Annotated in this window: 13 protein-coding genes and 1 riboswitch; of the genes, 7 read left to right on the top strand and 6 right to left on the bottom strand. The window is 73.3% G+C overall.

The window, feature by feature from the left end; translation table 11 throughout:
- Positions 1-74 precede the first annotated feature (74 nt).
- Together C3486_RS30195 and C3486_RS30190 are read right to left on the bottom strand one after the other, a co-directional pair.
- Positions 75-1,403, bottom strand: a complete 1,329-nt coding sequence (locus C3486_RS30195; RefSeq protein ID WP_103835980.1) for an alpha/beta fold hydrolase — start codon at positions 1,401-1,403, stop codon at positions 75-77.
- Between the two features lie 115 nt (positions 1,404-1,518).
- A complete protein-coding gene (locus tag C3486_RS30190) occupies positions 1,519-3,774 on the bottom strand; it encodes a cation-translocating P-type ATPase (RefSeq protein ID WP_103835979.1) in 2,256 nt (751 codons plus the stop codon).
- 215 nt (positions 3,775-3,989) lie between these two features.
- Between C3486_RS30190 and C3486_RS30185 the strand changes: the two genes are divergently transcribed.
- Together C3486_RS30185 and C3486_RS30180 are read left to right on the top strand one after the other, a co-directional pair.
- Positions 3,990-4,406: a DUF6153 family protein gene (locus tag C3486_RS30185; protein WP_374936936.1), complete on the top strand. Its 417-nt coding sequence runs from the start codon at positions 3,990-3,992 to the stop codon at positions 4,404-4,406.
- Positions 4,407-4,492: 86 nt separating this feature from the next.
- Complete coding sequence (locus C3486_RS30180) at positions 4,493-5,125, top strand: DUF305 domain-containing protein (RefSeq protein ID WP_103835978.1); 633 nt, start codon at positions 4,493-4,495, stop codon at positions 5,123-5,125.
- Positions 5,126-5,318: 193 nt separating this feature from the next.
- Here C3486_RS30180 and C3486_RS30175 read toward each other — a convergent pair whose 3' ends face one another.
- The gene (locus C3486_RS30175; RefSeq protein WP_103835977.1) at positions 5,319-5,738 is read right to left on the bottom strand and encodes a molybdopterin-binding protein; all 420 of its coding nucleotides are present in this window, start codon (positions 5,736-5,738) and stop codon (positions 5,319-5,321) included.
- A gap of 265 nt (positions 5,739-6,003) precedes the next feature.
- On the opposite strand from C3486_RS30175, the gene C3486_RS30170 reads away from it, so the two are divergent.
- On the top strand, positions 6,004-7,875 hold the full coding sequence (locus C3486_RS30170) for a transketolase (protein ID WP_103835975.1): 1,872 nt from the start codon (positions 6,004-6,006) through the stop codon (positions 7,873-7,875).
- Positions 7,876-7,899: 24 nt separating this feature from the next.
- Here C3486_RS30170 and C3486_RS30165 read toward each other — a convergent pair whose 3' ends face one another.
- Positions 7,900-8,364, bottom strand: a complete 465-nt coding sequence (locus C3486_RS30165; RefSeq protein WP_103835974.1) for a flavodoxin family protein — start codon at positions 8,362-8,364, stop codon at positions 7,900-7,902.
- 184 nt (positions 8,365-8,548) lie between these two features.
- On the opposite strand from C3486_RS30165, the gene C3486_RS30160 reads away from it, so the two are divergent.
- The 3 genes from C3486_RS30160 (at position 8,549) to C3486_RS30150 (ending at position 11,730) form a co-directional block, all read left to right on the top strand.
- Positions 8,549-10,519 (top strand): amino acid transporter, encoded by a 1,971-nt coding sequence (locus tag C3486_RS30160; RefSeq protein ID WP_103835972.1) that lies wholly within the window; start codon positions 8,549-8,551, stop codon positions 10,517-10,519.
- Between the two features lie 30 nt (positions 10,520-10,549).
- Positions 10,550-10,692, top strand: a riboswitch (cobalamin riboswitch).
- Between the two features lie 36 nt (positions 10,693-10,728).
- The gene (locus C3486_RS30155; protein ID WP_103835971.1) at positions 10,729-10,950 is read left to right on the top strand and encodes a CbtB-domain containing protein; all 222 of its coding nucleotides are present in this window, start codon (positions 10,729-10,731) and stop codon (positions 10,948-10,950) included.
- Between the two features lie 21 nt (positions 10,951-10,971).
- Entirely contained in the window at positions 10,972-11,730 is a 759-nt protein-coding gene (locus tag C3486_RS30150) for a CbtA family protein (protein WP_103835969.1), read from the top strand.
- A 133-nt stretch (positions 11,731-11,863) separates the two neighbouring features.
- Here C3486_RS30150 and C3486_RS30145 read toward each other — a convergent pair whose 3' ends face one another.
- On the bottom strand, positions 11,864-12,454 hold the full coding sequence (locus tag C3486_RS30145) for a histidine phosphatase family protein (RefSeq protein WP_103835996.1): 591 nt from the start codon (positions 12,452-12,454) through the stop codon (positions 11,864-11,866).
- Between the two features lie 225 nt (positions 12,455-12,679).
- Here C3486_RS30145 and C3486_RS30140 point away from each other — a divergent pair, with 225 nt between their 5' ends.
- Positions 12,680-13,642 (top strand): squalene/phytoene synthase family protein, encoded by a 963-nt coding sequence (locus C3486_RS30140; protein ID WP_181138750.1) that lies wholly within the window; start codon positions 12,680-12,682, stop codon positions 13,640-13,642.
- Positions 13,643-13,781: 139 nt separating this feature from the next.
- On the opposite strand, the gene C3486_RS30135 is transcribed toward C3486_RS30140, so the two are convergent.
- Positions 13,782-15,009 (bottom strand): peroxidase family protein (locus C3486_RS30135; protein WP_308461275.1); only part of this gene is annotated, 1,228 nt, incomplete at its 5' end.

Raw genomic sequence — 15,009 nt, 5'->3', positions numbered from 1 at the left:
GGTCCTTCGGTCCCGTTTCCGTGCGGCGGCCAAATCCCGCCCTGAGGGCGGCTGTTGAGCCTTATTGCGCCTGGCTAGACCCGCCCGCCGGCCATGTCCAGCAGCCGGTCGAGGACCGCCGCGTCGGCCCGTACGCCGTCGTGGGCATAGGCGTTGGTGACCCAGGGGCGCAGGCCGCGCACCAGGTCGGCGGTCGCCATGGACTGCTCGCGGTCGACGAACATGTCGTCGTAGTACACGGCGGCGGTGACCGGTACCTCGTTGCGGGCGAGCCGGTCCAGGTCGTAGAGCGGCGGCCAGTCGGTGCGCCGGGCCAGCAGGTCGGCGGCCTCGCGCAGCGGGCGGAGCGCCGGGTCCTCCGTGAACTGCCAGGGGTAGATCATCTCGCCGGTGAAGCGCAGCGGGCCCGCACCGGACGCGTCGAACTCGGGGAACTCCGACCGGATCCGGTGCGCCGACCAGTCGGTGGCCCGGCCGCCCTGTGCGTAGATCGCCTCGTGCAGAACGGCGTACAGCGGGTTCGCGGCGAAGGAGACGACGGCATCCACACCGCGCAGGAAGGTGTCGGACAGCTCGGGCCCGTCGGCACCGTCGACGAAGGCCGATTCGAGGAGGTAGTGCAGGCTGTCGAAGCCGGCGGACGTACCGAAGGTGATGCCCATGGTCTGGAAGCGGCGGACGCTCAGCCGCTCGCCGGACGGCAGCCGTACGTCGTGCTCGGCCAGGTGCCCGGCCACCGCGTCGGCGAGCCGCTGGTCGCCCGGGTACCGCGCGAAGTAGCGCGCGTTGTGGGCGAGCGTGCGCCGGTACGCGGCGCGGTAGACGTCGTCGGCGTGGCCGGTGAGGGCCGGCAGGCCGCCGGTGATGAGCGCCTGCGCCAGGCCCTCCGGCGCGAGGCTCAGGTAGGTCAGCGTGCAGAAGCCGCCGAAGCTCTGGCCGAGTACGGTCCAGGGCCGGTCGCCGCAGAGCCGGCGGCGCAGCAGTTCGGCGTCGCGCACGATCGCGTCGGCACGGAAGTGCGCGAGGTGGCCGGCGGCCGCTGCGGCGTCCGGGTGGACCGCGAGGGTGCGCCGGTCGACGGGGGAGGAGCGGCCCGTGCCGCGCTGGTCCATCAGCACCACGCGGTAGTCCTTGAGGGCGCGGCGCAGCCAGGCACCGGCCGCGTGGGGCCGCTCGGCGCGGAGGCCGGGCCCGCCCTGCAGCCACAACAGGTACGGCAGGTCGCGGTGCTGGTGTTCCGCGGCGACGACCTCGCGGGCGAAGAGGGTGAGGCCCGGGCCGTCCGGGCGTGCGTGGTCGAGCGGTACGTCGAGCGTGTGGTCGGTGCAGACCATGCCGTCGTGCCGGTACGTGCCGGTGCCGGACGTGGCGGCGGAGGCGGTGGCGGGTGCGGGAGGTGTCATGGGCGGGCTCCGGCGGGGTCGGCGTCGGGAGGTGCAAGAGGTGAGCGTACGTTCCCGGGGGCGCCCTGTGCGGACGCCCCCGGGAGGGCCCGGCGCCGGGTTCCTGCGGAGCCGGTCAGGACTGGGGCGTGAAGCCGCGCAGCCGCAGGGAGTTGCCGACCACGAAGACCGAGGAGAAGGCCATGGCGGCCCCCGCGATCATCGGGTTGAGCAGACCGGCGGCGGCCAGCGGCAGGGCGGCCACGTTGTACGCGAAGGCCCAGAAGAGGTTGGACTTGATGGTGCCGAGCGTGCGGCGGGCGAGCCGGATGGCGTCGGCCGCCGCGCGCAGGTCACCGCGTACGAGGGTGAGGTCACCGGCCTCGATCGCCGCGTCCGTGCCCGTGCCCATGGCCAGCCCCAGGTCGGCCTGGGCCAGCGCCGCCGCGTCGTTCACGCCGTCGCCGACCATGGCCACGCTGCGGCCCTCGCGCTGGAGGCGCTTGACCACGTTCACCTTGTCCTCCGGCATGACCTCGGCGATCACCTCGTCGATGCCGATCTCCGCGGCGACGGCCTTCGCCACCGCCTCGTTGTCGCCGGTGAGCAGGATCGGGGTGAGGCCGAGGGCGCGCAGCCGCCGGACGGCCTCGGGGCTGGTCTCCTTCACCGCGTCGGCGACCTCCAGCACGGCGCGTGCCTCGCCGTCCCACGCGACCGCGATGGCGGTGCGGCCCCGCTCCTCCGCCGCCGCCTTGGCGCGCGCCAGCCCCTCAGGCAGCCCGATCGCCCACTCGGCCAGCAGCTTCTCGCGGCCCACGAGTACCGCGTGGCCGTCCACCACGCCCTGGACGCCGAGCCCGGCGACGTTGGCGAAGTCCTCGGGGGCGGGCAGCGGGCCCGCCTTCTCGGCGGCCCCGTCGGCGACGGCGCGCGCGATCGGGTGCTCGGAGGAGTGCTCCAGCGCCCCGGCCAGCCGGAGTACATCCGCCTCGGCGACGCCGGGCGCGGTGTGCACGGCGAGCAGCGTCATCCGGCCGGTGGTGACGGTGCCGGTCTTGTCGAGCACGATCGTGTCGGCCTTACGGGTGGTCTCCAGGACCTCGGGCCCCTTGATCAGGATGCCGAGCTGCGCGCCGCGGCCGGTGCCGACCAGCAGCGCGGTCGGGGTGGCCAGGCCCAGCGCGCACGGGCAGGCGATGATCAGTACGGCGACGGCGGCGGTGAAGGCCGCGGTCAGCCCGGCGCCGCCGACCAGCCAGAAGCCGAGCGTGGCCAGCGCGAGGACGAGGACGACGGGGACGAAGACGGCGGAGATCCGGTCGGCCAGCCGCTGGGCCGCTGCCTTGCCGTTCTGCGCGTCCTCCACCAGCTTCGCCATCCGGGCCAGCTGGGTGTCGGCGCCGACCCGGGTGGCCTCGACGACCAGGCGCCCGCCGGCGTTGAGCGTGGCTCCGGTGACCGGGTCGCCGACGGTGACCTCGACGGGGACGGACTCACCGGTCAGCATCGAGGCGTCCACCGCTGACGCGCCCTCGACGACGGTCCCGTCCGTGGCGATCTTCTCCCCGGGGCGCACCAGGAAGCGGTCGCCGACGGCCAGTTCACCGACCGGGACGCGGGTCTCGCGGCCGTCGCGCAGGACGGTGACCTCCTTGGCGCCCAGCTCCAGCAGTGCCTTCAGGGCGGCCCCGGCCCGCCGCTTGGCGCGGGCCTCGAAGTAGCGCCCGGCGAGGATGAAGGCGGTGACGCCGGCCGCGGCCTCCAGGTAGATGTTCCCGGCGCCGTCGCTGCGCGCGATGGTCAGCTCGAAGGGGTGCGTCATGCCGGGCATGCCGGCCGTACCGAAGAACAGCGCCCACACCGACCACAGGAAGGCGGCCGTCGTGCCGACCGAGATCAGCGTGTCCATGGTGGCGGCGCCGTGCCGCGCGTTGGTCCAGGCGGCGCGGTGGAACGGCCAGGCCGCGTACGTCACGACGGGCGCCGCGAGGGTCAGCGAGAGCCACTGCCAGTACTCGATCTGCAGCGCCGGGACCATCGCCATCGCGATCACCGGCACGGCGAGCACCACGGCGGTGACCAGCCGCTGCCGCAGCGGGCGGAGCTCGTCGGCCTCGCCGGTCTCCTGCCCGGCCTGCGCGGGACGCTCGGTACGGGGCGGTGCCGGCTCCTCGGCGGTGTAGCCGGTGGCCTCCACGGTGGCGATCAGGTCGCGTACGGAGACGTCCCCGCTCCGGTAGCTGACCCTGGCCTTCTCGGTGGCGTAGTTGACGGTGGCCTCGACCCCCGCCATGCGGTTGAGCTTCTTCTCGATGCGGGCCGCGCACGAGGCGCACGTCATGCCACCGATGGCGAGCTCGACCTCATGGGATTCCGTGGTGGTAGTCATCCTCGCTCCTCGCGTCTCATACCCGCTTCTCATACCCCCCGGGGGTATCTGCGGTGTGTGGTCATGTATACCCCCGGTGGGTATGGATGGCAAGTGTTCACCGCCTCGCCCGGCAAGTGGCCCGCCGCCTCGGCCGGCACGTGCTCGCGTCCTCGGCTCGCCGGACGCGGGTGCGGGTGCGAGCGGGCGGCGGCCGGCTGCTTAGCATGGGCGGCGTGAGGAGTCCCGTACCGAGCACCGCACCGGGTGCGCCGACGCCGCCCGTACGGCGGTGGCGCGCGCTGCTCGTGCTCGGCGTGCTGGCGGGCCTGCTCGGCATGCACGCCCTCGCACCGGCACCGGCCGCAGCGGCGGCTTCCCACGGGCACCACGGCATGACCGCCGCCACGGCCCCGGCAGCCCACCACGGCCAGTGCGCCGACGGCTGCGGCTGCGGTACGCACCGGGTGCACCACGCCGACGCGACCTGCGCCTCCGGCGCCCTGCCCGGCGGTCCCGTACTGCCGGACCTGCTGCCCGGCGTGGTCGTGCCGCCGGTCACCGCCGACGTGCCGCGCGTGCCCGCGCCGGCGAGCGAGCGCGGCGGCCGGGCGCCACCCTCACTGGCCGAACTCCAGCTCCTGCGGATCTAGACGCGCCGCCCGGCGCCGGGCCCCGAGCGGGCCGGTGCCGCGCTGAGGCACGTTCAGAAACGATCCGCATTCCAGGAGTTCAGACCATGATTCGTACGCGTTCCCTCGCCCGCCGTACCGCCCTCGTCGCCACGGCCCTGGCGACGGGCCTGGTGCTGGCCGCCTGCGGCAGCAACGACAACGGGGACGGCGGCGGCAACGGCCACGCCGGCCACAGCAGTGCGTCGAAGCCGCCGGCCACCGGTGCACACAACGCCGCCGACGTCTCCTTCGCGCAGAGCATGATCCCGCACCACCGGCAGGCCGTGGAGATGGCCGACCTGGCGCCCTCCCGGGCCTCCTCCGGCGAGATCAAGGACCTCGCCGAGAAGATCAAGAAGGCGCAGGACCCGGAGATCGAGACCATGTCCGGCTGGCTGAAGGGCTGGCACGAGCAGGTTCCCGGGGACTCGATGCCCGGCATGGACCACTCCGGCCACGCGGGCATGCCCGGCATGATGTCGGAGAAGGACATGGCAGGGCTGAAGGCGGCCAAGGGCGCCGACTTCGACAAGCGCTTCGCCGAGCTGATGATCGCCCATCACAAGGGCGCGGTGAGCATGGCGAAGACGGAGCGGAAGGACGGCCGCGACCCGGCGGCCAAGAAGCTCGCGGCCGACGTCATCAAGACCCAGTCCGCCGAGATCGAGGACCTCAGGACCCTCCTCGACCGGCTCTGATCACCGGCCGGTCACCGGCCGGTGACCGGCCGACCGCTGCCTGGTCATCGGCCGGTCATCGGCCGCTCCGGGCCCCGGCACGCACCCTGCCGGGGCCCGGAGCCCGGGACCCGGAGCCCGGGACCCGGAGCCCGGGACCCGGAGCCCGGGGCCTGGCCCGCCCCGGGCCCGGCGCGCCGCACGCCCGTCCGCCTCACGCCGTCGCGAGGGAGACCTCCGTCGACTTCATCAGCGCGACCACGGGCGAACCGCTCTCCAGGCCCAGTTCGGTGACCGCCTCCTTGGTGACGGCGGCGGTCAGCTCGCCGCCGCCGAAGGCGATCCGGACCGACGCCATGGCACCGCCCGTGGCGACGTCGGTGACCGTGCCGGACAGCTGGTTCCGGATGGACAGGCCCGCGACCGGGCCGGTGGCCAAGGCCACCTCCGTGGCCTTGACCAGCGCACGGACGGCCGAGCCCGCGGCGAGCCCGAGGTCCTTCACGGCCTCCCGCGTGATGGCGGCGGTGAGCTCCTCACCGCCGGCGAGCCGGACCTTCACCGTCGCCATGACCTCGCCGGACGTGACGGCGACGACGGTCCCGGGAATCTGGTTGCGCATGCTCACACTCATGTCCGACGCCTCACGAGAAAAGGATGAACCGGGCCCTTCGCCCTGCTGCGGCCCAACGTAGCCGCCCCGTGGCACCGGCGGCGCTGGGCGCGACACGGCACTACGCCACGCGTCCACCGCGTGCGGCGCGCCGCGGCGGTGCGACAGGCGGTCACCCGTGCCCCGGCCGGACCGGCCAAAGGGGCCAAGGCGTACGCGGGGTGGTGATCGTACGGCGGATCCGGGAACCCCTCACCCGGCAACCCCTATGCGAAAGGCACCTGACATGACCCAGCAGCAGAGCACGACGCTCGGTCCCGAGACCGCACCGGACGGGCTCTTCGACCTCGCGCAGCAGCTGCGCGTGGACTCGGTGCGCGCCAGCACGGCGGCCGGTTCCGGGCACCCCACCTCCAGCCTGTCGGCGGCCGACCTGATGGCCGTCCTGATGGCCCGCCACCTGCGCTACGACTGGGACGCGCCCGACAATCCCGCGGGCGACCACCTGATCTTCTCCAAGGGGCACGCCTCGCCGCTGCTGTACGCGATGTTCAAGGCGGCCGGCGTGGTCAGCGACAAGGAGCTGATGACGACCTACCGCCGCTTCGGGCACCGCCTGCAGGGCCACCCCACGCCCGTACTGCCCTGGGTGGACGTGGCCACCGGCTCGCTGGGCCAGGGCATCGCCTACGGCGTCGGCATCGCGCTCGCCGGCCGGGACCTGGAGAAGCAGCCCTACCGGGTGTGGGTGCTGTGCGGCGACAGCGAGATGGCCGAGGGCTCCGTGTGGGAGGCCCTCGACAAGGCAGGCCACCACCGGCTGGCCAACTTCACCGCCGTCATCGACGTCAACCGGCTCGGCCAGAGCGGCCCCACCGAGCTGGAGTGGGACACCGACACCTACGCCCGCCGCGCGGAGGCGTTCGGCTGCCGCGCAATCGTCGTCGACGGCCACGACCTCGGCGCGATCGACCGGGCGCTGACCACGGCGGCCGACGGCGAGGCCCCGACCGTCATCGTGGCGAAGACGGTGAAGGGCCGCGGCGTGTCGGAGGTCGCCGACAAGGACGGCTGGCACGGCAAGCCGCTGCCCGAGGACCTGGCCGAGCGGGCCGTCGAGGAGCTGGGCGGCGTACGCGACCTGCGGGTGCGCGGTCCCCGGCCGCCGGCAGCCGCCCGCGCCGAGGCCCCGGCCGCCGGCCCGGTGGAACTGCCCCGCTTCGATGTCGGCGACAAGGTCGCCACCCGCGTCGCCTTCGGCAAGGCACTGGTGGCCCTCGGCGCCCGTCCCGAGGTCGTCGCGCTGGACGCAGAGGTCGGCAACTCCACGCACGCCGACGACTTCAAGAAGGCGTACCCCGAGCGGTTCTTCCAGACGTACATCGCGGAACAGCAGATGATCGCCGACGCGGTCGGGATGGCGGTGCGCGGCTACCGCCCGTACGCCACCACCTTCGCCGCGTTCCTCACCCGCGCCCACGACTTCATCCGGATGGCCGCCGTCTCGGAGATCACCATGGCCCTGTGCGGGACGCACAGCGGGGTGGAGATCGGTGCCGACGGGCCCTCCCAGATGGGCGTCGAGGACCTGGCGATGATGCGTTCCGTGCGCGGCTCCACCGTCTTCTACCCGAGCGACGCCACCTCCGCCGCCGCCCTGACCGCGGCCATGTGCGACCTCGACGGCATCTCGTACCTGCGCACCACCCGCGGTGCCTACCCCGTCCTCTACGACGGCGACGAGACGTTCCCCGTCGGCGGCTCCAAGACGCTGCGGCAGGGCGAGGACGACCAGGTCACGCTGGTCGGTGCGGGCGTCACCCTGCACGAGTGCCTGGCCGCTGCCGACCTCCTCGCCGAGGACGGCATCCGCGCCCGGGTCATCGACCTGTACTCCGTCAAGCCCGTCGACGCCGAGGCGCTGGCGCGTGCCGCCCGGGACACCGGCGCCCTCGTGGTGTCCGAGGACCACCACCCCGAGGGCGGCATCGGCGAGGCCGTCCTGTCGGCGCTCGCCGCGTCCGACAGCCACCCCGCCTTCGTGCACCTGGCCGGCACCGACCTGCCCGGCTCCGGCACCACCGACGAACTCCTCGACGCGGCCGGCATCTCCCGCACCCACATCGCCGACGCGGCCCGCGGCCTGCTCAGGCGCTAGGCAGGTCCCGGCACCGGCTACGGGTCACCGCGGCCCGGCGGGCATGAGGCCGGCCGCGATCGTGGCGCCGAGATTCCAGCACGCCTCCAGGTCGGCCTTGCCGGGCTCGCCGGTGACCAGGACGTTCTCGGCGGACTTGGCCCAGCCCAGGCCCGTGGTGACGGACTCGATGCCGCGCACGGCGCCCGTGGTGTCGTTGTTGCCGTGCACGTACAGGCCGTACGGGCGGCCGCGCGTGGCGTCGAGGCAGGGGTAGTAGACGGTGTCGAAGAAGACCTTGAGCGCACCGCTCATCATGCCGAGGTTGGCCGGGGTGCCCAGGATGTACCCGTCCGCCTCCAGCGCGTCGGAGACCGTGGCGCCGAGCGCCGGCCGGCGGACGACCTCCACGTCCTCGATCTCCTCGGTGGTGGCGCCCGCGACGACGGCCTCGAACATGGCCTGCACGTTGGGCGAGGGCGTGTGGTGAATGATCAGTAGTTTCGGCACGGGGCGAGGCTGCCCGGTCGGTGCGCCGGACGCAACCCCGTCCCGTGCGAGGTGGTGGCGCCGGCACGCGGGCCGCCGGCCGTCCCCCGGTCCTGTCGTCCGTTCCGGACGCGGGTGCGAGAGATGATGTGCGCCGGATACCCGCATCTCGTCGTCCCGACCTCCGAGCAGGAAGCACACGCAGATGACCGGCACCGCGGCACACCGTCAGCAGCAGGAGCCCGCCCGACCGCACCGCTGGCGGTCCTGGCTCCTGGAAGGGCTGACCGAGCAGACGGCCCGTCACCCGGGCCCGCACGGCACCCCGCCCGCCGAGCACGAAGGCCACCGGTGGTGGCGGGTGATGTGCCTGACCGGTGTGGACTACTTCTCCACCCTCGGCTACCAGCCGGGCATCGCGGCCCTCGCGGCCGGTCTGCTCTCGCCGCTCGCCACGCTCGTCCTGATCGCGCTCACCCTGCTCGGCGCGCTGCCGGTCTACCGCCGGGTGGCGAAGGAGAGCCCGCACGGCGAGGGTTCCATCGCCATGCTGGAGCGGCTGCTGCCGTGGTGGTCGGGGAAGCTCCTGGTCCTGGTCCTGCTGGGCTTCGCGGCCACCGACTTCATGATCACGATGACGCTGTCGGCGGCCGACGCCGCGGCGCACGTCGTGGAGAACCCCTTCGCACCGCACTGGCTGCAGGGCGAGAACGTCTGGATCACCCTCGCGCTGCTCACGGCCCTGGGCGCGGTGTTCCTCAAGGGCTTCCGCGAGGCGATCGGCGTGGCCGTCGTCCTGGTGGGCGCCTACCTCTCCCTCAACCTCGTCGTGCTCGCCGCCTCCGCCTGGCAGGTCATCGGCCGGCCCACCCTGATCGGGGACTGGACGACCGCACTGGCCTCCGGACACTCCTCGCCCCTGGGCATGATCGGCGTGGCGCTGCTGGTCTTCCCCAAACTGGCACTGGGCATGTCCGGGTTCGAGACCGGCGTCGCCGTCATGCCGCAGGTGCGCGGCGACGCCGCCGACACGTACGCGAAACCGGCGGGCCGCATCCGCGACACCCGCAAGCTGCTCACCACGGCCGCGCTGATCATGAGCTGCCTCCTGCTGCTGTCCAGTCTGGCCACCACCCTGCTGATCCCGCAGAAGGAGTTCGAGAGCGGCGGCTCCGCCAACGGCCGTGCGCTCGCGTACCTCGCGCACGCGCACCTGGGCGAGGCCTTCGGCACGGTCTACGACGTCTCGACCATCGCCATCCTCTGGTTCGCCGGCGCCTCGGCCATGGCGGGCCTGCTCAACCTCGTACCGCGCTACCTGCCTCGGTACGGCATGGCGCCGGAGTGGACCCGCGCGGTGCGCCCGCTGGTGCTGCTCTTCCTCGCCATCGCCGTCTTCATCACGCTGTGGTTCCACGCCGACGTCGACGAGCAGAGCGGCGCCTACGCCACCGGCGTGCTGGTGCTGATGCTCTCCGCCGCCTTCGCCTCCACCGTCGCGGCCCGCCACACCCGCCACCGCTTCGCGATGTACGGCTTCGGGGCCATCACGGCGGTGATGGCCTACACGCTGGTCACCAACGTCGTCGAACGCCCCGACGGCATCAAGATCGCCTCACTGTTCATCCTCGGCATCCTGCTCACCTCCTTCGCCTCCCGCGTCCACCGGTCCTTCGAACTCCGCGCGGCCGACGTCACCTTCGACGAGACGGCGGCCCGGCTGATCGACGACGCGGCCCGCGCGGGTGCCCTGCAGCTCATCGCCAACGACCCCGACGAGCACAGCGCCGCCGAGTACGCGGCCAAGGAGCACCATCAGCGTGCGGAAACCCTCATTCCCGGCGGCCACCCCGTCCTGTTCCTGGAGGTCCTGCTCCAGGATTCCTCGGACTTCACCGCCGACCTGGCCGTGCACGGCGACGAGGCGTACGGCGTACGGCGGCTGCGGGTGGCCGGGCCCGTGGTGCCCAACACCGTCGCCGCCGTCCTGATGGAGCTGCGCGACCGCACCGGCAAGGTCCCGCACGCGTACTTCACCTGGACCGAGGGCCACCCCATCGGCCACCTGCTGCGCTTCCTGGTCTTCGGCGACGGCGAGGTCGCCCCGGTCACCCGCGAGGTGCTGCGGCGCGCGGAACCGGACCCGGCACGCCGGCCCCGCGTCCACGTCGCCTGAGCACAGGAGGAAGGACGTGTGTTGGCCATGTACACGGCACGCGGTACGGTCAGGGCGATATCGACGACGGCACGACGGAAGCCGGTGGGAATCCGGCACGGTCGCGCCACTGTGAACGAGGCGGCAGGGAACGCCTCGTGAGTCAGACCCGTGGCCGTCGTCCAGTGCACCACCGAGATGGGACGCGAATTCCCAGAGGAGGCCCTGCCATGGCGCAGCACGTCGCCCAGCCGACCGCCACCACCCCCGCCGTTCCCGACAGGCTGCCGCTGAAGGAGATCGCCCCGTGGGCGGTGTTCTTCGGCGTCCTGATGCTCGTCCTGCTGTACTTCGTCGGCGCCGAGCAGGGCGCCACCTCCGTGTTCACTGGCACGGACGTCCATGAGTGGGTGCACGACGGCCGTCACCTGCTCGGCTTCCCCTGCCACTGACGCGAGGGACGCCGCACACCCATGAACTCCACAACGGTAAGAAACCTGCTCGTACGCGGCATGCTCGCCGGCCTCGGGGCCGGCGTGCTCGCCCTGCTCGTCGCCTACTTCCTCGGCGAGCCGAACGTCGACAGCGCCATCGCCCTGGAAGAGGCGCACGCGCACGCCCACGAGCACGGGGCGGAAGCCGTCTCCCGCACCCTGCAGTCCACCGCAGGTCTCGCGACGGGCGTCCTGGCCTACGGCGTCGCGTTCGGCGGCATCGCGGCACTGGCCTTCTGCTTCGCGCTGGGCCGCGTCGGCCGCTTCTCCCCGCGCGCGACCGCGCTGCTGCTGGCCGGCTGCGCGCTGCTCACCGTGTACGTCGTGCCGTTCCTGAAGTACCCGGCCAACCCGCCGGCCGTCGGCGACCCGGACACCATCGGCAAGCGCACCGGCCTGTACTTCCTGATGATGCTGCTCGGTGTGCTCCTCGCGATCGCCGCCACCCTCCTGGGCAAGCGGCTCGTACCGCGGCTGGGCACCTGGTGGGCGACCGTCGCGGCGGTGGCGGCCTTCGCCGTGGTGACCGGCCTGGCCTACGCCTTCCTGCCGGTCGTCAACGAGGTGCCGCGGGACTTCCCGGCCACCCTGCTCTGGAAGTACCGCCTCTCCGCACTCGCCATCCAGACGGTGCTGTGGGGCGGATTCGGCCTCCTCTTCGGGGAGCTGGCCCAGCGGCTGCTCGCCCCGAGGCCCGCCGCGGCGACGCCGGGCCGGGCGGTGCCGGCCACGAACTGAACAGCGCGGACGACTGACCCGTGCGGACAACTGAACAGCACGGACAGCGAAGGGCCCCGGAACGGTTTCCGAACCGTTCCGGGGCCCTCTCGCATGCCGTGCACCGCGACGGCCCCCTTACCGCCTTGCCCGGTCAGCCGCCGGTCGCCGTCTCCGGCGTCCCGAGCGGGCGGCCCAGCCGCAGGTTCCAGCGGCCGGCCCGGCCGCTGAGCTCCGTCGCCGTCAGCGGGGGCACGTCGAGCCGCCAGAAGGACTCCGGGGGCAGGCCCACCGCGTGCACCACGGCAGCGCGCACCACCTCGGGCTCGACCACGGCCAGCGTACGGCCGTCCGTCTCCGCCACCGCCGCCAGCCAGCGCCCGACCCGTACACACAGGTCCCGCACCGACTCCCCGCCGTGCGGCGCGGCGGCCGGATCGGCGAGCCATTGGGCCACCGCCGCCGGCTCGGCCGCGCCGACCTCGTCGAGCGTGCGGCCCCGCCACCGGCCGACGTCCAGCCCGGCCAGCTCCGGCGCCGCCGTGGCGTCGAGCGCGAGCGCGGCGGCCGTCTCCCGGCAGCGCACGCCGGGGGAGACGACGACATGACCGGCCGGCGGCAGCGCGCCGGCCGCCGCACGGGCCGGCGCCGCCCCACTCGCGTCGAGCGGCGCACCGTCGTCGAAGCGGGCCTGCCGCAAGGACGGGCTCGTCGCGGGCGAGACGAAGACGACACGGCGGGTCACGCGGCGGTGCCTCCTGCTGCGGTCCGGGGGTGCGGGACTCCACAGGGTACGGAAGGCAGGCACGCGGGCCTGGGGCGCGGCCGTGCCGAGCCGGTGCCGCGCGGTGCGGGACGCCGGGCCGGTGACCGGCACCGGTAGGCTCGGCCTTTTGTTTGTTCCTCAGGGTGCTTCTGACGCAGGAGGGTATGCGTGCGAGTGTGGCGACGTTGTATGGACGCGGCTGGTGTGCGGGGGAGTGAAGCGCGCGCCGACTACCTGAAGGTCGCGCAGTTCATGCAGCGCCGGGAGCCCGCCGGGTACGCCGCGGTGCGGCTGCTCACCCCCGCGCACTTCCAGCCCCACGTACTGGCCGGTTACGCCTTCGCGTCCTTCACCGACGACCTCTGCGACCGGGGCACGGTGGCCGAGCGGACCCGGCGCTTCGACGCGTGGGCCGGGCAGATCCGGGCGGCCCTGGACTCCGGCACCACCCGCCACCCGCTGCTGCGCGCGTTCCTGCACACCTCGGGGCTGCGTGACCTGCCCCGTCGCTGGATCGAGTCCTACCTCGACGGGGCACGGATCGACCTGGACTTCCCCGGCTTCGCGACCGAGGCCGACTACCAGACGTACGTGGACCGGCTGACCTGGCCGTTCCTCATGATCACGACGGGGCTGGCGCAGCCGGGCGGCGGTACCGAGCAGTTCGCGCGCAGCTGCCGGCTGGTCGCCGACGCGGGTCAGCGCACCGACATCCTGACGGACCTGGCGGAGGACCTGCGGGACGGCCGCCTCTACCTGCCGCTCGACGCCCTCGCGCAGCACGGTGTCACCCGCGCCGACCTCGACGCGGGGAGCGAAGCCCCCGGCGTCCGGGCACTGCTCGCGGACGCCGCCGGCAAGGCGCACGACACCCTGCACGAGGCGAACCGGCTGTTCGACGAGCTCTCCGAGGAGTACTGGCCCCTCATGCGCTTCGTACTGGACCTGCACCACCAGCGGCTGGAGACGGTGGTGGCCATGGGCGGCGCCGTCACCCGGCGGCCGGCGCGGGACAATCCGGTCGCCTGCCTGCGCCTGCTGGCCAGGGCCCGCCGGCCGCGCGCCGGCCGGGGGCACGCGCCGGAGTACCGCCCGGCGGGGAGCACGGCCGGGAGCGCGGTCCTGAGCACGGGAGAGGGCACGGGGGACGAGCGCGCCGCGGCCTGACGGCACCGCGGCCTGACCTGACCTGGCCGCGGCCCGGCCCCGGCGGACGGAAGCCCGGGCCCGGCCGCCGCGGTGTGCGGCGCCCTGGCCCGGGCGGTGTCCCTTCGGCCGGGGCGGTGTCACCCCGGCCCGGGACGGATCAGCTCAGGTCGAACCGGTCCAGGTCCATGACCTTGCTCCACGCCGCGACGAAGTCCGTGACGAACTTCTCCTTCGCGTCGTCGCAGGCGTAGACCTCGGCGACCGCACGCAGCTCGGAGTTGGAGCCGAAGACCAGGTCGGCACGGGTGCCGGTCCACTTGACCTCGCCGGTGGCGCGGTCGCGGCCCTCGAAGGCGGACTGGTCGGCGGCGGTCGAGCTCCACGCCGTACCCATGTCGAGCAGGTTGACGAAGAAGTCGTTCGTCAGGACGCCCGGGGTCTCGGTGAGGACGCCCGTCTTCGAGCCGTCGTAGTTGGTGTCCAGCACGCGCAGGCCACCGACCAGGACGGTCATCTCCGGGGCGCTCAGGGTGAGCAGGTTCGCGCGGTCGACCAGCAGGTACTCGGCCGGCAGGCGCTGGCCCTTGCCCACGTAGTTGCGGAAGCCGTCGGAGGCGGGCTCCAGCGCGGCGAAGGACTCCGCGTCGGTGTGCTCGTCCGTGGCGTCGACCCGGCCCGGGGTGAAGGGCACCTCGATGTCCTGGCCGGCGTCCTTGGCCGCCTTCTCGATGGCCGCGCAGCCGCCGAGCACGATCAGGTCGGCCAGCGAGACCTTGCGCTCGGAGCCGGCGTTGAAGTCCCGCTGGATGCTCTCCAGGGTGCGCAGCACCAGCGCGAGCTGGTCGGGGTTGTTGACCTCCCAGTTCTTCTGCGGCTCCAGGCGGATGCGGGCACCGTTGGCGCCGCCGCGCTTGTCGCTGCCGCGGAAGGTCGAGGCCGACGCCCACGCGGTGGAGACCAGCTGCGAGACGGTCAGACCCGAGTCGAGGAGCTTGGCCTTGAGGGCCGCGATGTCCGTCTCGTCGATCAGCTCACCCTCGCGCTCCGGCAGCGGGTCCTGCCACAGCAGCGTCTCCTCCGGGACCTCCGGGCCGAGGTACAGCGACTTCGGGCCCATGTCGCGGTGGGTCAGCTTGTACCAGGCCTTGGCGAAGGCGTCGGCGAACTCCTCCGGGTTCTCCCAGTAGCGGCGGGAGATCTGCTCGTAGACCGGGTCGAAGCGGAGCGCCAGGTCGGCGGTGAGCATCGCCGGGGCGATCTTCTTGTTGGGGTCGTGGGCGTGCGGGATGGTGCCCTCGCCCGCGCCGTCCTTCGGCTTCCACTGCTTGGCGCCGGCCGGGCTCTCGGTCAGCTCCCACTCGTAGCCGAAGAGGTTCTCGAAGAAG

Source organism: Streptomyces sp. Ru73 (assembly GCF_002920575.1).
Lineage (GTDB): Bacteria > Actinomycetota > Actinomycetes > Streptomycetales > Streptomycetaceae > Streptomyces.
The sequence above is the reverse complement of the archived record's forward strand: the minus strand, read 5'-3'. Positions and strand labels throughout refer to the sequence as shown.